We start from the raw sequence: 18,545 nt of genomic DNA on the forward strand, positions 1-18,545 counted from the left end.
CATGCCCTACAACGATAGATATTTCGTTTTAATCACATTCATATGATGCCTTTCATGACCCGCGATAACGAATGCGGCGGCGCGTGCGGACAAGGGGTGGCCATTGAACTCCCCCCGGCGCAGAAGAGCTTCCTCCTCTAGATGACCGATAAGCGTTAGCGTCGATTCGCGGACCGCCGACAGATCGTGCAGCACTTCGGCCAAGGAGAGATGCTCGAAGGGCGCCAGCTCTGCGAAGGTGTCGCGGTCATAACCCGCCAGCTCCCGTGCATCGCCGCGTGCGATCCGAAGAATGCGATAATTCCATAAGCGCTCGACATCGGCAATATGTCCGACAACCGTTTTGAGGGACCACTTGCCCTCGGCGTAGCGGTACATGGCCTGTTCGTCCGACAAATCCTTCAGCATATACAGCGATTGGGCGAGCTGGGAGCGCATGATTTCGATCAAATTCCCGTTAGGCACCAACTGAATGTATCGCTCTGCTGCCGGCAGGTATTCATCCGGCTCCGGTCTTGTATTCATAGCAACCTCCCGTTAGAAATGGCTTGGACGTCTCTCCAATGCGTGTAAAGCCAGTATGATACAAACCAAAGCATACATAATGATACAAAAAAGGATATACGCAGATACAAGTTTATCCCAAGCATTAGAGTTGAGCAATGAGAATCCAGCAGACTCTATTCGCACTGCACGCAGCTTCCAGCTCGGGGTGTGGCATGACGTTGATCACGCGTAGGCCGACGCCCAGTCCAAAGTCACCGCAGCACGATTTACGGCAAGCAACAAAAGTAATAGAGGGGAAGCCCCCGCCGATTTCTCATGCGGAAACTTCCCCTCTTATATTCCATAACACGCTATTTAGCTCCTGCTTTCAGCAGGATTTGTTCAATCTCTTTGAAGCCCTTCACTTGCGCATGCTGCAAGGGCGTTACCTTATTGTTGTCCGGGATGTTCACATCCGCACCATGATCAATAAGCAATTGCACCGTTTGCTGCTGTTTCTCGCCGCCGTCATTCAAGATGACGGCTTCCATCAGAGCTGTCCAGCCCAGGTTGTTGATGTGGTTGACATTGATATCCGTATTCGTGAGAAGCTCCTTGACCACATCCACATAACCGTGCTCCGAGGCAGGGATCAGGGCCGTTCCTCCATACCGGTTCGTAATCGAAGGATCCGCGCCCGCGCCGATGGTAAGCTTCAGGATTTCCAAGTACCCTTCGGCACCCGCATACAGGAAGGGGCTGTTCTTCATATCGTCCTGGATGTTCACATCCGCACCCGCTTCAATCAGGACTTTCACCGTCGCGGCATCGTTATTGTATGTCGCGATCATCGTTGCGGTTCTTCCCTTAGCATCCTGTGCATTGACATTGGCGCCTTCTTGAATCAGCTTGGCGATCGTTTCGATCTCGCCGCGCTCAGATGCTTGAATAAGTTGTTTATCCATAGGTACCTCCTGTCTTTCCGGCTCTTTCCTGTCGTTCGAGACACAGCCCTGAAGGACGAATATGCAGCCTAGTGCCAGCATCAGCCATTTCCTCATGATAATCTCCACCTTTAGCTTGCTGATCTTATCTTGGGGAACCGCTTCAGTATAAGCCGCCGCTTCAGCTTCGTTTATTCCATCGTTACGGTTACCGCAGAGGCAGTCGCCCACTCGCCGGCAGGCGTCACGGTGTATGCCGTACCCGCGCTCATGGCCCCCTTGTCTGCGATATCGAATACGCCTACAGCGCCTTTACGGCTGGAATACTTGTACGTTGCAGTAAGCTTGTCGCCATTCGGAGCTGTTAGAACAACACTGCGGCCGGAGAATAGTTCATCGCCCGGATCCTGCGCCAAAGCGACCTGGATCGAAGTCTCGCTTACGGCTTCAGCGCCCGTAATTTGCAGCGGCTCGAATGCCTTGGCTACGAACGAAGCATTCGCCACATTCGCCCAGTCCGATGTTACGGTATATTTTACACCAGGGATTAGCTTTTGTCCTTCCGGCAGACGGAATTTCGGCTCCTGCTTCCCGTCCGTCGATTGCGTGAACGGTACGTACTTGGCCACGATCGGCTGTCCGTTCTCCGGCGTAATCGTCACTTGTCTAGCCTGCATCGACGGAATGACTTGATAGGTCGTCCCATTCGCCTGTTCACGGTCGTTCAGGACGAATGCATTCTCGCCGCGGCCGCCGCTGTAGGCTGCGATGACATATCCGTAGTCAACGACGCCACTCCCCTTCAACGATTCAAGCTCGAACGTATCGCCCGCGACCTGTCTTGCCTCTGTCATCTCCAATTTCGTTCCGATTCCCTCGAAGGAGCCTGCTTTCTTGCCTTTATGGGTGAGCGTATACGTCATTCCCGGCTGCTGAACGGATGTCGGAACGATATAGGTCGAGACCGAGCCCGTCTTCAGACGCGGCATATTCGTCAATGTCAGACCGCTGCTGAAGACGAAATCCTCCTTCGCCTTGGCGAACGCTTCATCGGCCGCCGTCAGCGGCTTATCGAAGGTTACGATCAGCGTAATGGCATTGAGCGATCTCACGTTTGTAATCTTCGCATTCTCGGAAGGAATCGCTTGACGGGCGGTATGGAGCAAGTGGGCCGTCTCCCCGCGGGATACGGTGCTGCCAGCCGTATAGAAGGCTTCCATCCAGTGCTGGACGGATTTCACATCGCGCTGGAGCGCCTTGGCCACGACTTGAACGAGCTCGTCGTCCGTTACGGCTCCTTGCGGATTAAACGCGCCGTTCTCGGCTTGCATGATTCCTAAACCGACGACTTCAGCCGCGTAATCGTAATACCAGGCTTTCGGATTCGCATCCGTAAGCTCAGCCGGCTGCTCGGCCTTATCTTTCAGATCGAAGGTTTTGTACACCAATTTGGCCAGTTCAGCGCGGGTGAGCTGGTTATTTTCATTCATTTTATTCAAATAGCCTTCCATAATGCCAAGCCGATTCAGCTCTTTAACGGCCGCTTGAATCTCTTGGTCGGAAAGCTGGGATACTGATGCTGCTTGTACATTCGTTGCCACGCTCGGCAGCGAAGCTGCCCCTAAGGCTGCAATTGTCAGGATTGCTGCGACTTTTTTGGAAATAGGGTTCATATTGGAATTCCTCCTCTATCGTTGGTTGTTGCCTATATCTATAGAATAGAGGGTAGAAAGAAACTCCGAAGAGACAATTTATTAACAAAAAAGAAACAGAAGATTACATTTTCTAAAACAATCCGCCACCCTCGGATTACACCGTAAACCGGTATCCCGCTCCCCAGACCGTCTCGATATATTGCGGGTTCGACGGATCGGCCTCCAGCTTTCCCCGAAGCCTGCGGATATGCACCGTGACCGTTGCGATATCCCCGCTCGAATCCATCCCCCAGATGCGCTCGAAGAGCTCTTCTTTGCCGAACACCCGGTTCGGATGGCTGGCGAGGAATACGAGCAGATCGAATTCGCGGGTCGTGATCGCAGCCTCTTCTCCTCGTACGAATACTCTGCGCGAGGCCTTATCGATATGAAGTCCGCGAATGTGGATCTCATCCCGGTCTGCAGGCTTGTGCTTGCCGAGCAGCCGCTCGTACCGGGTCAGATGCGCCTTCGCCCGGGCGACCAGTTCGCTTGGACTGAACGGCTTCGTAATGTAATCGTCCGCCCCCAGATTGAATGCGCGAATCTTATCGATCTCTTCCTTCTTCGCAGACACGACAAGGATGGGGACTTCCTTCACTTCGCGGATATGACGGCATAATTCGAACCCGTCGAGCCCCGGCAGCATCAGATCGACGATAATGAGATTGTAGTCTTCTTGAAGCGCACGCTGCAGTCCTTCATCCCCGCGGTGGCATAAATCGACGGAGAAGCCGTTCAGTTCAAAATAATCCCGCTCCAGCTGCGCAATTGTCGTTTCATCTTCAATAATCAGGATTCGAGTCATCGCGTTTATGCGCTCCTTCGCTTGTCATTCGTTTCAGCTTAATCCATACACTTGTCCCTGCGCCCGGCTTGCTTTCCGCCCATATGGTACCGCCGTGCCCTTCAATAATTTGGCGGGCGATGGCAAGCCCGAGGCCGCTGCCGCCTGTCGATACGTTCCGGGAAGGCTCCGCGCGGTAGAATCGTTCGAAGATATGAGGAAGCGCCTCTTCCGGGATCCCGATGCCGTTATCCTTGAACGCAATCGTTATCCATTCGGACTCCACCTGAAGGGAAACCGCTAATTTCTTCTGCTCGTTATCCATATACTTCAGCGCATTATCAATGATGTTCACGACCGTACGCTTTAACTTTTCCAAGTCTACGGAGACCATGACCGCTTCTCTTGCAGCGTAATCCCAATCAACGGCTACGCCCTGGTCCTCCAGGTCATACCGCAGTTCATCGATGCAATCATCCAGAAATTTGACGATATCGACCGCTTCGAATACGAATGGCACTTGATTCAAATCGAGCTTGGAATATAAGAATAATTCATCGACCATCCTATCCATGCTTGCAGCTTTCGTATAAATAATATTGACGTACTTCTCCATCTTCTCCGGCGTATTGGCGACGCCGTCCCGAATGCCTTCAATGTACCCTTTAATCGTTGTAAGCGGCGTCCGCAGATCATGGGAGATATTCGAGATCAGCTCCTTACGGTTCTCTTCATCCTGCAAACGAAAATCCACGGACTCCTGCAGCCTTCTCCGCATGCTCTCGAATGCGTCATTCAGCTGACCCACCTCGTCCTTCGAATTCAAATCCAGCTTAAATTGAAGGTCGCCCTCCTTAATCCGTTCCGCAGAGCTTCTGAGCAGGCCCAACGGTTTAATAACGCTCCGCGTAATCCAGCGGTACAACAATAGGTTGGCAATGATCAGCACGCCGATCAACAAGAGCGAGAGAACGGGCAGCAGCCTGCGCGTGAGCTCAGCGAATGGACTCCGTTCCCGAATGACGAACACGCTTCCCTTGGCTCCGTCCGAATAGCGGTAATCAAACTTCGCATACGCATAGAACCGTTCCCCGATGTTGAAGGTGCTGCGAATCTGATTGTTGCTCAAATCATAGAGCGGCAATGCTTGGGCTAGACCGGGCTGATTGAATGTCAGCGATTCGAAGATTTGCTCGTTCTCGCGCCTGACGTAGAGACCGGACTGTTCCACTTTAAGCTTAAAATCGTATTCATGCAGCAATTCTTTGTTCTGAAGCTCATCGGGGTCATTCTTAGCCAAATATTTCAGTTCTAAGAAAATCGACTCCCCTTCTTTCGTCAACGGATTGATCTGATAATGGACCTTATAGATATCCCGGAAGCTCTGGACATCCCCTGTGGATGCGATCGTATACAGACTCGCGGTTAACAAGATGAACAGCAGGCTGATGACAAGCATGCCCGTAAAAGACAATAATATTTTTATGCGGATCGACATGGTTTCACCCTCTAAGGAGCCTGATTTTGATCGTACACATGTTATCACATGTTTATGAAAATTGCTCGATGAAATCCATGACAAGGGGAAGGGCATACACGTGGCATTGCAGCGGATGCCACCCCGTTCCGTTGAACTTGTCGGGATGGCATCCGCTGATCGATTGGGGAATTCAAGAGGGTTACTGCAGCTGCTAAATCTTCTTCACAAATTCGGATTTCAGCTTCATCGCGCCGAAACCGTCGATTTTGCAATCAATATCATGATCGCCGTCAACCAAACGGATATTTTTCACCTTCGTTCCGATTTTGACGACCGATGAGCTTCCTTTTACTTTGAGATCCTTGATGACCGTGACGGAGTCGCCATCGCTCAAGACATTTCCGTTGGCATCCTTGACCACCTTCGCATCCTCGCCGCTGCCGGTCTCGGATTCCAAGCTCCATTCATGGCCGCATTCCGGGCAAACAAAGAGGCTTCCATCCTCGTACGTGTATTCCGAATTACATGTAGGACAATTAGGCAAGTTAGACATAATATCAGGTTCTCCATTCCTTATTATTCGTTCTACTATACAATGCCGCTTGATATTCCGCAAATATCACGGTGCGTAGGAAGAGAGACAGAATCAGCCCTGAACCTCGTTATGTTCAGGGCTGGCTTCGCCGTTATTCGTTGATCTCCCAGTGCGCCTAGCCGGGGATGGGCAATCTTACTCTGCACGCGTGCCTGTTCAAAAACCGCTGCAGCCTCTCTCCCTATTTTCTTGCGATGATCATGAATCGCTTGGCATTGGTCCGTATGCCCTTGCTCGTTTGATTGTCTCGTATGAATTGCTCCAGTACCGCAAAGTCATTCTCATCTTGTCCGAATCCCGGAATGATCGGCGTGTGCTTCAACAGGAAGATGAGATCCTCGTACGTTTCGTAATATTCCACAGCATCATAGTCATAGGACTGGATATCGCGGAATCCCGCTTCCTGCAATTCGGAGATATATTTATTTTTTAGCGTCCCGTCATTAGCACCGTCATCGGCCTGTCTTCTTCCGAAGGCTTGCGCGAGATTGATTTTATCGTCTTCGCTTACTTGCTGCGTCAGGAATAGTCCATCCTCGGTTAAAACTTTGGCTGCTTCGCTTGCGCTAAAGGGGGAATGCCGGCAGGATACTACATTGAAGAAGCCTCTTGGAAAATCAATCCGCTCCGCATCCATTTGCAGCATGCGCACATTATCTTTCCTTGCCTTCGCCAAGTTATCGTTCGCCGTCTCAATCATTCCGGCCGATTGATCGATCCCTACCAGCAGCAAGGCAGCTTCGGTAATCGACAGCAGCTGTTCCCCTCCGCCTGTTCCGATGTCGAGCAAGAAGTCCGACTTCCTGCACCGCCGGGAAACTTCATGATAGAAATCCCACAATACGCCTTCTGCTACGCATTTCACTTTACTAAAGTCCCAACCGTTTAATTTCCCTACACGATCGTAGAAATGCTTATATTCCAACTCGTTCATTGATCCTCAAATCCTCTCCATGAGATGATAAAGAAGCCAAGGGATGCTCAGGAACGCTGAAGCAGGAGCCCTGATTATTCATCAGTCCCGAGTTCCAGAAAGTCCTTTGGTGTCCCTTGGCTTTCACGCAAGCGTTGACAATGGGCACCGTTCGAAGTTGTCGTTGAGAGGTGATCAAAAGGGCATAGTTCGCCCTTGATAGCTGGTACGCGTTTTGACCCAGCCCGACGACTAAATACCTCGAACGATACGGAATGCCATCCACTTCACCTCATTAGAAAGATTACCTCTATCCTACCACATTTCAAGCCGGAGGCCTTTTAACATTTTCTGTTCAGCGGCAGAATGATTTCGAATGTTGTTCCTTTGCCGACAATACTCTCGATGGCGATCCGCCCTTGATGGTCGTTAATGATCTTGTAGCACATCATCAGACCCAGTCCCGTTCCTTTTTCTTTCGTCGTATAGAAGGGCTCCCCTAGCCGGGGAATTTGACTCTCGGGAATGCCGTCTCCCTGATCGATGATACGAATAAGAAACTCATTATGCTGTACGGCGGCCACGATTCGAATTTCTCCGCCACCCGGCATAGCCTCGATCGCATTCTTTAAGAGGTTGATGAACACCTGCTTGATTTCTAATTCGGAGCATTCCAGTTGAGGGAGGTCATCTTCTGTCTCCAAGTAAATCTGGATATTATTCATGGCTGCTTGGGCTTCCAACAAAGTAACGACATTGGACAGGATATGGATGATATCGTTCGTTCGGAAGCTTGCGGCATGCGGCTTGGCAATAATTAAAAACTCGTTGACGATATTATTGATCCGATCCAATTCCGAGATCAGAATATCATAATACTCCGGCTTGCCTGTGCCGCCTGTTCGCATTAATTGGATAAACCCCCGCAATGAAGTTAACGGGTTGCGAATTTCATGCGCCAATCCGGCGGCCAATTGTCCGACTACGTTCAGTTTATCGGCCTTTCGAAAGAACTCTTCGTTTCGTTTTCGCTCGGAAATATCTCTGGTCATTCCGGCTAATGCAACAACGCTGCCCTCAGCATTCTTAATGGGGGATATGGTGACACAGACATGAATGCATTCGCCATCCTTCCGCTGCCGGATCGTCTGCAGGTTCACGATGTTTTCCCCCGATTGCAGCTTGTCTGAAATCATACGGAGCTCGTCATTGGAGTCTCCGGTGAAAATCGGGAGATGTGTTCCGACCAGCTCTTCCTCAGACCAGCCGTATATTTCCTCGAAAGCACGATTCACCCTGATCACATTGCCATCAACATCTGTAACGCATATGCCATCGGCCGAGTTTCCGATCAATGATTCCAACAAATCTTTCGTTGATTTCAATTCATCCTCGGCTCTCTTGCGTTCCGAAATATCCACGCTTGATGCGATGACCTCGACGACTTTCCCATCCCGCCGCACCGGTCTTAACGACGCCAGATAGTAGGTTCCGTTAATCTCGCCTTCATAGGATACATCCTCTTCGCCATTCCATGCACGATGATAATAAACCTCTTTTTCGATTGCCATCTCGATTGGATAGAATTCCTTGAGTTCCCGACCCACAACAGCTGCAGAAGATAAGCCTAATTTATGTAATAATCTTCCTTCGCAATAGGTGTGAATAAAACGATCCTCTATTCTCGCAAAACGAAAGGTCATCCCTTGCTGTTCCCGCAAAGTCTCCTCGAGCTCTTGCTGCAAAGATTGTTCGAACTCCTCAGCATTAGATGATTTCATCTGATTTTCTCCCCAGTTCATGGCTATATAATTCTAAAAAAGTCATAAACCTTAATCTGGAAAATAATTGGTTGACTATACACAAAAACAAAGGAGGAGAGTAGAGTCACTTGTACATTCTCCATGAAGGCTTGTTTTCCTTTATCCAAATTGAAAAAAATATGTGCTTCGGTTTGGCCATTTCCTCAAGAGTTCATGTGTGTCCATCTATCATGTATACCATATTTTATTATATTATATAGATTTCGGCATCCATCAGAGAAATATTTAATCTATATTGCCGTGAAAACGGTCGATAGCCGCTGAGATCTGGAGATAGACCGATATGCCTCGCAAAGAGAATAACATTATTTGTAAAATAAGTGACCAGACTTATCAAAGTGAAGTTATAAAGGAATGGCTGTATACAAAACATATGGATTGGCAGGCGGCACAAAAACTTCTTGTTCGTCCCCCCTTAATAAAGTATAATTTTTCCAATCTAGATGGACATCTGACTGGCTTCCACGTTCAATAGTTATTTTGACGAGCATGCACAATAATAGCTGTAGGAAGGGTGTAGACGATGAATACGGATGAGCTAGCCAAGCAAATGGCATCGGGAAAGTTTAAAGCGCATCTGCAAAAGGAGTTTTCGCCGGAGGCTATTCGCCGAATGGGTGAACTCAGCGCAAACGAATTACGGGAGCGATTGAATCAAGTTATTAGCGTTCCGATTAATCTTTCGGGAGAAATGAGTCACGAGTTGCTCGAATTCTACTACACCGCTTCTTGGTACAATATCTTCGAGGATCGGGGTCTTCCGCGCAATGCGAGCGTTTTCGAGGTGGGTGCCGGAGATATTGTTTATATCCCTAAAGCGCTGAACGCTTACTCTGCAGGCCAAGGCGGGAAATACGTGACCGCCAATTTAAATAACGAACTCACCATGAACTTTCGCGAGAAGACACAAGGGATGCAGGTAGATGTCGAGATCATTCAAGATGACGGCGCGAATATTCTGAACTATTATAGCGAGGAATCATTCGAGGTTATCGCCTTTCACCATGCCCTTAACGATATCATTCAGACGATCATCGCCGGAATAGAAGGCATCGACACGGTCAATAACAACTGGTGGACGATCGAACCGCAGCTGCTTCAGGCGGTCATGTCGTATCATAACAGCGGAGAATTAAAGGATGCCGCATATGAGCCCTTCATCCATATCATCGATACGTGCAATCGCTTGTTGAAAAAAGGCGGCTATATGATTTTCGATAATTGTACCTATGCCGGTTATGAAGAATTGGGATACTCATCGGATTTCCATAGCGCATACATTAACCTGGCCCGAGAATGGATCAAAGAGGCCAATCTGGGATTGGAAGAAGTCAAGATGCCTTCTTATGATGATAAGTGGTGGATGGTGTTGAGGAAGGTTTAGAAAACCATTCTGCAGCACATTCAGGAAGATAGCAATGAACCTGAGGAAATAACAAAGGGCGACTTGTTGGCGCCCTTTGTCTACTGCCCGATCCTTTCGTTCGACTCGATAGCCCCTTGGAACATGAATTCGAATAAGTCCCTTCCAACATGCTAAATCAGGCTTTGGCCCTCCCAATCTTTGTTGCTCTGTACATCAAGAAGCTTCGTTATGGTCGGCGCAATGTCGATGATATTGGCGCTCGGAATGAGCTTCCCGGGAGCAAACGATCTCCCTTTCATCAGGATTGGTATTGTCATATCTTCAGGCATATTCGTTCCATGACTGCGGTCGTGCCCGCCATGGTCCGAGGTGACGATGATCGTATAATCTTCCGGGATCGCGCGTACCGCTTTCTCAATGCATTCCCATGAATCATAGACGGATTGAATGTATTCATCCGACATCCAGCCATGCCGGTGTCCGATTTCATCGACAAGCCCCAAGTACAAGAAAGTGAAGTCGGGTAATTGTTCATTGATGTATTCGATCGCCTTGTCGGTCAACATCTTGTTGGAAGCCTCGTAGGTATAGGTCCCTCCCGAAATAAAACAGCTGTGGGCCAATGACCCGGGACGAGCCAGATCGCGGAGCTCCGACCAGTTGTGGAACAATCCGCATACTTTGTGATTCGCTGAAAGCTGTTCAAAGAGTCCTGCTATAGGACGCACCTGTGCCGTATAGATGTTTTCCAATATACCGTGACGCTCTGGGGGGACACTGTGAAACAGCGACATATGGCATGGCAAAGTAACACTTGGCATTACCGTTTGCGCTTCCAGGGTATAGCTGCCTGCCGCTTTCATTTCTTCAATGAACGGATGGCCGGACTTCTCGAAACTATCGGGACGCATGCCATCAGCCAAAATCAGCAATACTTTCTCACTCATTGGAATCACTCCTGTTCAGTTTTGAACTAACAACCCTTCGTCGAGTCCGTTAAATATCAAAAAGACGTTTGCTGAAGCAACTTGATGATTTCAGACCGCCAATCCCAATCAAATACAACTAAATCCTTATAAATACACAAACAATATATATGTTTACCTCTTAAGCTGTCAATCACATTTTTTCCTGTGTCTAATTTCCCACTAAAAAATAAAGAGCCGCCCAGTTGGAGGGCGACTTTTATTGGAACAGCGGCATCGAGTCCTTGATGAATCAAGCATTATAATGTGCTGGAAGCCTGAACAAGCAGGCCGGACAACATATCATAATCAGGAGATTGACCTTCGCGAATTTTGATCCATTTTCTCTCAGGGGGACCGTCGAATTGACCTTTCGGCAGTTCAAGCTCAGCCGCATTCATGATCATGAAGGCAACAGCGTCCTTGGAAGGCGTGATTACCGCGGCGTACTTGCCGTTTTTCAAAAAATGCGGTTTCTTATATTGTATACGCTCTTCCACGTCCGGAATGGACTGATGGATCATCTGACGCAGTTGATTGCATACCTCGACCTGCCAAGGTTGATTGATGCTTTCGATAAATGTCGTTACTTCCTGGTTCATAACTGTCTCTCTCCTTCCCAAAGATTATAGTTTCGCAGCGTAGCATTGCTTGATCGTTGCGCTTAGGTCTTCGCCAAGAAAGCATCGAGCTGATCGAAGGTTCCGACAAAACCTTGTTGGACATGCGGACGCATGCCTTCGAACGTTACACGCTCTTCATCCGCAGCGTTATAAGGACCGCCTTTAAGCGTAAGGGTTGTTTTTCCTAAGTCTTCCGTTAACGTTAAGTGATTGATGACCTCGAGCGGCCACGTTCCGCTGAATGGGGCCCGGATCGTATTGCCTTCTTCATCGGAGAACGATTGAATAAAGACCAGCTTCTCGGGCGCAACGATTTCTTGATAGACGAACTTGCCCCACATCACGTGCCCTTCAGGCGAGCGCTGACTGCCAAGGAACATGCCGCCCGGGCGCAGATCCAGCTTGGCGATTTTCAATTCATAGCCTTTCGGCCCCCACCATTGCGCCAATCGCTCCGGCTCCGTCCAAGCTTTGAATACCAGCTCACGAGGGGCGTCGAAGACACGGGAAATCATCAATCCGCTTTCCGTTACACGGTTTTCTGCCATCATTATTTCCTCCTTTTGTTTAGAACACGTTATGGGTAAAAAGCAGTCCGTTTCCTCCCATGGAAGATGAACGCTTATACGCCTGAAAATCAGGGTTAATCTGAATCTTTGCCTTGAGCCTGTATCTCACGCAAGTAATCATCCAGCCGATCCAGCCGGTCTTCCCACATGGAGCGAAAAGATTCCAGCCAGCTGTCGAGTTGTTGAAACGGCTCGGAGCGCAATTTAATGATTCGCCGATTAGCGGCCGGCTCTACCTCTACAATCCCTACCTCACTGAGTACACGGACATGTTTTGATGTCTGAGGTTGATTCATTTCCAAACGGACAGCAATTTCCCCGATTGTGAGCGGTCCGCCATCCCGCAGAAGTTCGATTATATGCAACCGGTTGGGTTCGGCAAGTGCAGTGAAAGTTGTGCTATTCATGTAATGAACCTCCCTTAAATCGATTATGCACTATAAGGAATATTCCAGTCAAGGAATAAATTTGCAAAAATAAGCATGGGCATTGTGATCTCCTCTTGCTGCTGGTTGAAAACAAGGATATGACCGGCGCATGTTCGGAAATGTAAGGAATATTTCTGAGACCGAATCCCGCTGAAGATTACTACACGGATTTTAGGGCATCCTCAACATGAGGATGCCCTATTCGTAAAGGTAAATATATAACACGATGGTTGATTATCAGTTGGATTCGGCTGACTAGGAAAACACGGCAGCCACATAGAGAAGCAGCACGAGCGCCATAGCGGCGGCGTATTTATAATTCGGCCCGGCGAGCTCGAACACCGGCTTCTTCACCATGCCCGCCAGCAGATTATTTACCGCGGAGGCCGGTGAGATCGGATTCGATATGCCCCAGCTGCCAAGCAATAGAATAGCGAAATATACCGGGCTGATGTGAACGGCCAACGGGTCGATTCCCGTAGCAAGAATCGTGACCGGCACAATCGGATGCAGACCGATCAACGAGGTTAGTGTAATGAGAGCGATCGTGAATATCGAGAACGATAAGGAGATCGGAAGAGGAATCTTCTCCAGCACTTCGGGCACATAGGCCCCGAACCCGGTCGCGCCAATCGAGCCGCTGAAGAAACCGGCCGCCAGAAACAGCGTAATCTCCTTCTGCAGAGCCGGAAGCGTTACCTTCACATGATTCGCCAGTCCTTGCCGGTACGTCGTCATGGCCCCCTTCGCCAAGCACCAGATCAACGGGAAGAAGACAGCGGCCATGCAGGTGATCAGAACCATGGGCAGGTTGACCAGCCGCTCCAGCAGTAAGATGATGGCAATGGCTGCAATCAGATAGATGCCAAGTCCGATCGGAAACCTGGCATGATCACGGCTCGCGCTGGGTATCTCATCGCTCGGATGCACAGCTTCATCATCAGGCGGATCTTCCTTCATACGAATTCCCCGGAAATCGACGGCCAGGCTGACCAGGACGCTAATCAGCGACAAACCGAGCAAATAAGGAAGAACGGACGACCAATAGACCGACAGCGCGGAGGTGACGAGCGTCATCGCCGCAAAATAAGGCGACCAGAATATCGCACCTCCGAACCCCCGGTTCATCGCATTGGCAAGCAGCCGCGACATGATGCCCGGCTGCGGTTTGACGAACGTCAGATGGTAGACGACGGGAATGGATCCCACGTTGATGAACGCGCCCAAGATTTGAGTAAGCACCTGTGTGCCGGTGAACAGAGCCGTTCGGCTCCGCACGCCCGTCTCGTAGAATCGCTTCAAGGCTGCGACGTAATCCGGAAGCCGGACCGGGATCCCGAACATTGGCGCGAAGACGAATAGCGTAACCAGCGTCACATTAATGCCGGCTGCTTCAAACCAGTACCGGGCATCTGCCTTCTGCAAGAGCAGGAGCAGCACTCCGCCGGCCATGAAGAAGGCGGTCAGCCACAGTGTCAGCCCTTTAAGCTGAGGCATCAGGAGGATAATCGCCGCAAATACCAGACTGCCGAGCAAGAAGGACAGCGGTCCCCAATGCGTCAGCTGCTGCGCGATAAACACGGCAGCAAGCAGGAAGATGATTGCTCTGTCGAGCGACGCCTTTACGTTAATTGTCATGCAATCCGCCTTCTCGATTAATTGAACTGCCAGCAGCTCAAGCTTAAATTACCCCACTGGTAGCTGCGGTGCAGCAGCTCTGCACGCCGGTTCGCATCGCCGGCCCCCATTGCAAGAAGCAAAGGGATAAAATGTTCATTGGTCGGTATCGCCTCTTGGGCGTACGGAGCCAGTTTGTCATACTGAAACAGCGCTTCGACATCCCACGTTTCCAGCTTGTTCTGCAGCCAGTTATCGAACGTAACGGCCCAATCTTCGATCCCGGCCGAATTCCGCTTCACTTGTCTTAAATTATGAACGGTTCCCCCGCTTCCGATAATCAGCACATCCTGCTCCCTGAGCGCCGACAGCGCTTTGCCGATTTCATATTGCTGCTCGTTGGTCAGGTATCGGTTAACGGATAGCGCAACTACCGGAATATCCGCATCGGGATAAATCAGCTTGAGAACGGCCCAAGCGCCGTGGTCGAGTCCCCGCTCCCCGTCCATCACACATGGAATCCCATGCTTGGTGAACAACGATTGAATCTGCCCGCTAAGAAGCCGATCGCCGGCCGCCGGATAGGTCATCCGGTAGAGCTCCTCCTGAAACCCTCTAAAATCATAAATCGTGCTGTACGATTCAACCGCGCTCACCGTTTGAATGCTTTGTTCCCAATGAGCGGAAAATAAAACGATCGCCTTGGGCTTGGGTATATGGGCCGCGAAGTTTTTCAAGAAATCAGTGTAAGCATGATCTTCAACAACAAGAGAAGGCGCACCGTGTGCGATGAAAAAAGACGGCATCATATCGCAATTCACTCCTTATTCGTATGAACTCCGGCATCCCGCTCCAGCCATCTCACGACATCGCGTTGGTTCTCCTCCGAGACGCCATGATCGGTCTGGTAGGTGTTGAAGGTCAGATGAGGGGTTAGATTCTGAAAATAAGCCGCAGTCTCGTGTCCGATCCGAATCGGGAATACCGAATCGAATTCCCCATGAGAGACAAACACCGATACATCGCTAACCGGTTGCAGCGAGTATTCTCCCTTGACGAATTCAGGGACATATCCGTTTAGCGCCACGATGCCTTTCAACTGATCGCCCATCGTAAGCGCTAGCGTCATGGATAAGATCGCGCCTTGGCTGAACCCAAGCATGTAACGTCTGCGCTCATCGACCGGATATTTCGCCGTCGCGTAATGAATGAATGCTTCCAGCTGCTGCACGGCTTGATCGAACAGCTCGCGGATGGGATTGCCCAGACTCTTCAGCTCATAATATTGATATCCGGCACCCAGCGGCAGATTGCCTCTAATGTTGATGATAATAAAATCGGAAGCCAGCGGAGCGACTAAACCGAACATATTTCGTTCATTGGACCCTTTCCCGTGAAGGGTGAAAATCGTGGGATAGGTTCTGTCCGGATCCATATTGGCCGGCAGATGAATGTCATATTGGTATGCGGGTTCCATAAGAAACCTCCTCGAAATATTAGTAATAATGAAATATATTTTATACTAGTAATTTAAATCACGGACCTCTGGCATGTCAACAATAAAATTGTTAATATGAATATATATTCTCTATTACAAATATTTTAAAGGGCGAGTGAATACAAATGGATATCGGCTCCAACATACGGGCAATTCGCAAACGGAAGAATATCACCATCGCGCAAATTTGTGAAGAAACCGGCTTGTCCCAAGGCTTCTTGAGTCAGGTTGAAACGAATAAAACGTCTCCCTCGATCGCCACGCTGGAAAATATCGCGACAGCCTTGGAAGTGCCCCTGGCTTATTTGCTGCTGAAGAAAGAAGAACGCATGGCCATTGTCCGGAAGGAAGACCGGAAGATCACGACAAGCGGTGCCGAGAAATTGAAGGTGGAGCACCTGAGCTCGACCAAGAATGTCAAGACGGTGCTCGTCGAATTCCCTCCCGGGTCCTCCACAGGCGAAGCTCCGCATGCTCATGAAGGCGAAGAAGTGCACGTGGTGATCAAAGGGAGGATCTTCGCCGAGCAGGGAGAAGATTCGGCTGAGTTTGGCGAGGGGGATTCCTTCTCATGGAATGCGTGCACACCCCATTTTGTGAAGAATATCGGCGAGGAACTGGCCATTGTGCTAATCTCCGTCTACACGGAGACGAATGATACGGACAATTTCTTTTAATAAAATGAAGGCTGACCAATAAACCGATCGACTTTGTGTAAAGCGTTCCGCAGATTAATTTAAGGAAGTGAAAGCATCTCTGATTAGCCTTTGGCACAGGGGTGCTTTTTCTCATGGTTATAAGATCATTTTCATTTCTTGTTCAGATCAAACTGTTATGACCGCCATATAAGAGATCGCCACTCCGTGTTATTGAAAGGTTGGTCTGCATGATTAAACAAGGAACGTTTGCCAAATATAACGGTCGAGAATATGCTGTAGGCAGAAAAGGCAGAGAGTGGGTAAATCTTATCAGTACAGATACTACCAGTGTCATCGATGGCTTTCTTCCCCACAAGTATGAATCGGGTATATTCATGAAGAAGGTACAGAAATCGGACATCCTGGAATCCTATATGGTAAGAGCCATTGTGGTGTATAAGGAGATAGAATTTGTTGTTCGGAAGAGGTTCAACGATACGGTGCTAATTGGAACTTCAGAGCAGCACACCGCCGAGTCGTTTGATTTTTATCGGCTTACGAAGTTTAATTACGAAAAGTGGATTCCCATTAATGAAGTATCCGATATTAAGAATGAAAAATCCCATTCGTCATCTAAAGCAGCTTTCTATTGTGGATTACATTGCAGCGGCTGCCGCGGCACGTAACTCTACTTATGGCACACCAAAATGTTAATATAGGCATATAAGCAGAAATCGCATTTTGAAGTCACAGTCGTCTAATATACAAGGAGAGATTTTTGAAAGGAGATTCTGAGCGATGTCGCAGGGCCTTCATAGTATGAAAGAAAGTTATTTGCGAGAATACGTGAATTCACCGGATAAGCAGAGACAGCTGTATAAACGAACGCTGCTTATCGTCGTCATTTCCCAAATCTTTGGCGGTGCAGGACTCGCTGCAGGGGTGACAGTCGGAGCGCTCCTTGCCCAGGATATGCTGGGAACAGAGAGTTTGGCAGGCCTTCCCGCAGCGTTGTTAACCTTCGGTTCCGCTGTAGCCGCGCTGCTTGTCGGGCGTCTCTCGCAGCGTTACGGACGCCGCTCGGGGCTCGCCGCAGGATTCCTAACAGGAGGTATTGGCGCTGTAGGCGTCATATTCGCGGCTGTAAGTGATAACATCGCACTTCTGTTCGTTTCGCTGTTTATCTACGGCGCGGGCACGGCTACAAACCTGCAGGCGCGTTATGCAGGGACAGATTTGGCGAAGCCTGCACAGCGGGCAACAGCGGTCAGTACTGCAATGGTTTCGACTACATTCGGCGCTGTCGCAGGCCCGAACCTGGTCGATGTCATGGGCCGGTTCGCGGTGTCACTCGGCGTTCCAGCCTTAGCAGGCCCCTTCCTATTAGCTGCCGCGGCTTTCATTCTAGCCGGTTTAGTGTTCCTGATTTTTCTCCGCCCGGACCCCTTCGTTGTTGCGAAGGCGATCGCCGAAGCACAGGAAGACCCGAAGCCTTCATCGGACATGAGTACACCTGCACGGACGATAAACAACAAGGGGATCATTGTCGGGACGACCGTCATGATCTTAACCCAGATCGTCATGGTCGCCATTATGACCATGACGCCCATACACATGCAGAACCACGGTCATGGCCTAGGTGACGTAGGATTCATTATCGGCATACATGTCGGCGCGATGTACCTTCCTTCTCTCCTAACAGGCGTCCTGGTTGACAAGGTTGGACGTACGGCCATGTCGATTGCTTCCGGCGTCATTCTGCTTGCTGCCGGCATTGTCGCTGCTATTGCACCCGCCGATTCCCTATTGGTGCTGACCATCGCCCTCGCACTGCTGGGACTGGGCTGGAACCTTGGAATAATTAGCGGGACGGCGCTCATCGTGAATGCCACTTCATTGGCCACGCGTGCAAAAACGCAAGGAACGATCGATGTTTTGATGGCTTTGGCAGGAGCATCGGGCGGAATGCTGTCAGGTATGGTTGTGGCTCAATCCAGCTACGCAGCCCTCTCCCTTGCCGGAGGCTTCCTCTCCCTGCTGCTGATCCCGGTCGTGATCTGGTCGCGTATCCAGCGCACGATGCCCGTGTCGAAAAATAAGTCGATGTAGCGCTGCGCAG

At 49.8% G+C, this 18,545-nt stretch carries 19 protein-coding genes; 4 read left to right on the plus strand and 15 right to left on the minus strand.

Going from position 1 to position 18,545, the window contains the following annotated elements:
- Positions 1-6: 6 nt before the first annotated feature.
- From L1F29_RS33430 to L1F29_RS33465, 8 genes are all read right to left on the minus strand, one after another.
- Positions 7-525 carry a DinB family protein gene (locus L1F29_RS33430; RefSeq protein ID WP_258386265.1) on the minus strand — a complete coding sequence of 173 codons (519 nt, stop codon included), beginning with the start codon at positions 523-525 and terminating at the stop codon, positions 7-9.
- Positions 526-857: 332 nt separating this feature from the next.
- Entirely contained in the window at positions 858-1,547 is a 690-nt protein-coding gene (locus tag L1F29_RS33435; protein ID WP_258386266.1) for an ankyrin repeat domain-containing protein, read from the minus strand.
- Positions 1,548-1,621: 74 nt separating this feature from the next.
- On the minus strand, positions 1,622-3,103 hold the full coding sequence (locus L1F29_RS33440) for an S-layer homology domain-containing protein (RefSeq protein WP_258386267.1): 1,482 nt from the start codon (positions 3,101-3,103) through the stop codon (positions 1,622-1,624).
- 136 nt (positions 3,104-3,239) lie between these two features.
- Positions 3,240-3,941, minus strand: coding sequence for a response regulator transcription factor (locus tag L1F29_RS33445; RefSeq protein WP_258389895.1), 702 nt, complete (start codon positions 3,939-3,941; stop codon positions 3,240-3,242).
- Entirely contained in the window at positions 3,910-5,409 is a 1,500-nt protein-coding gene (locus tag L1F29_RS33450; RefSeq protein WP_258386268.1) for a sensor histidine kinase, read from the minus strand. Before L1F29_RS33450 ends, L1F29_RS33445 begins: the two co-directional genes overlap by 32 nt.
- A gap of 193 nt (positions 5,410-5,602) precedes the next feature.
- On the minus strand, positions 5,603-5,944 hold the full coding sequence (locus tag L1F29_RS33455) for a zinc ribbon domain-containing protein YjdM (RefSeq protein WP_258386269.1): 342 nt from the start codon (positions 5,942-5,944) through the stop codon (positions 5,603-5,605).
- Positions 5,945-6,167: 223 nt separating this feature from the next.
- Entirely contained in the window at positions 6,168-6,920 is a 753-nt protein-coding gene (locus L1F29_RS33460) for a class I SAM-dependent methyltransferase (RefSeq protein WP_258386270.1), read from the minus strand.
- A gap of 320 nt (positions 6,921-7,240) precedes the next feature.
- Positions 7,241-8,680: a PAS domain-containing sensor histidine kinase gene (locus tag L1F29_RS33465; RefSeq protein ID WP_258386271.1), complete on the minus strand. Its 1,440-nt coding sequence runs from the start codon at positions 8,678-8,680 to the stop codon at positions 7,241-7,243.
- 565 nt (positions 8,681-9,245) lie between these two features.
- Between L1F29_RS33465 and L1F29_RS33470 the strand changes: the two genes are divergently transcribed.
- Positions 9,246-10,106 (plus strand): hypothetical protein, encoded by an 861-nt coding sequence (locus tag L1F29_RS33470; RefSeq protein ID WP_258386272.1) that lies wholly within the window; start codon positions 9,246-9,248, stop codon positions 10,104-10,106.
- 152 nt (positions 10,107-10,258) lie between these two features.
- On the opposite strand, the gene L1F29_RS33475 is transcribed toward L1F29_RS33470, so the two are convergent.
- The 7 genes from L1F29_RS33475 to L1F29_RS33505 form a co-directional block, all read right to left on the minus strand.
- Positions 10,259-11,035 carry an alkaline phosphatase family protein gene (locus tag L1F29_RS33475; RefSeq protein WP_258386273.1) on the minus strand — a complete coding sequence of 259 codons (777 nt, stop codon included), beginning with the start codon at positions 11,033-11,035 and terminating at the stop codon, positions 10,259-10,261.
- A 278-nt stretch (positions 11,036-11,313) separates the two neighbouring features.
- Complete coding sequence (locus tag L1F29_RS33480; protein WP_258386274.1) at positions 11,314-11,655, minus strand: DUF1801 domain-containing protein; 342 nt, start codon at positions 11,653-11,655, stop codon at positions 11,314-11,316.
- A 62-nt stretch (positions 11,656-11,717) separates the two neighbouring features.
- The gene (locus tag L1F29_RS33485; protein ID WP_258386275.1) at positions 11,718-12,224 is read right to left on the minus strand and encodes an SRPBCC family protein; all 507 of its coding nucleotides are present in this window, start codon (positions 12,222-12,224) and stop codon (positions 11,718-11,720) included.
- 95 nt (positions 12,225-12,319) lie between these two features.
- On the minus strand, positions 12,320-12,652 hold the full coding sequence (locus tag L1F29_RS33490) for an ArsR/SmtB family transcription factor (RefSeq protein WP_258386276.1): 333 nt from the start codon (positions 12,650-12,652) through the stop codon (positions 12,320-12,322).
- A 276-nt stretch (positions 12,653-12,928) separates the two neighbouring features.
- The gene (locus tag L1F29_RS33495) at positions 12,929-14,311 is read right to left on the minus strand and encodes a hypothetical protein (RefSeq protein ID WP_258386277.1); all 1,383 of its coding nucleotides are present in this window, start codon (positions 14,309-14,311) and stop codon (positions 12,929-12,931) included.
- 17 nt (positions 14,312-14,328) lie between these two features.
- Entirely contained in the window at positions 14,329-15,099 is a 771-nt protein-coding gene (locus L1F29_RS33500; protein WP_258386278.1) for a dioxygenase family protein, read from the minus strand.
- A gap of 8 nt (positions 15,100-15,107) precedes the next feature.
- On the minus strand, positions 15,108-15,767 hold the full coding sequence (locus L1F29_RS33505; RefSeq protein ID WP_258386279.1) for an alpha/beta hydrolase: 660 nt from the start codon (positions 15,765-15,767) through the stop codon (positions 15,108-15,110).
- A 146-nt stretch (positions 15,768-15,913) separates the two neighbouring features.
- On the opposite strand from L1F29_RS33505, the gene L1F29_RS33510 reads away from it, so the two are divergent.
- The 3 genes from L1F29_RS33510 to L1F29_RS33520 all read left to right on the plus strand — a co-directional run bounded on the left by L1F29_RS33510 (position 15,914) and on the right by L1F29_RS33520 (position 18,535).
- On the plus strand, positions 15,914-16,465 hold the full coding sequence (locus L1F29_RS33510; RefSeq protein ID WP_258386280.1) for a helix-turn-helix domain-containing protein: 552 nt from the start codon (positions 15,914-15,916) through the stop codon (positions 16,463-16,465).
- A gap of 209 nt (positions 16,466-16,674) precedes the next feature.
- Positions 16,675-17,112: a UCP033725 family protein gene (locus tag L1F29_RS33515; RefSeq protein WP_258386281.1), complete on the plus strand. Its 438-nt coding sequence runs from the start codon at positions 16,675-16,677 to the stop codon at positions 17,110-17,112.
- 112 nt (positions 17,113-17,224) lie between these two features.
- Positions 17,225-18,535 (plus strand): MFS transporter, encoded by a 1,311-nt coding sequence (locus L1F29_RS33520; RefSeq protein ID WP_258386282.1) that lies wholly within the window; start codon positions 17,225-17,227, stop codon positions 18,533-18,535.
- Positions 18,536-18,545 lie beyond the last annotated feature (10 nt).

It is taken from the genome of Paenibacillus spongiae (assembly GCF_024734895.1).
GTDB lineage: Bacteria > Bacillota > Bacilli > Paenibacillales > Paenibacillaceae > Paenibacillus_Z > Paenibacillus_Z spongiae.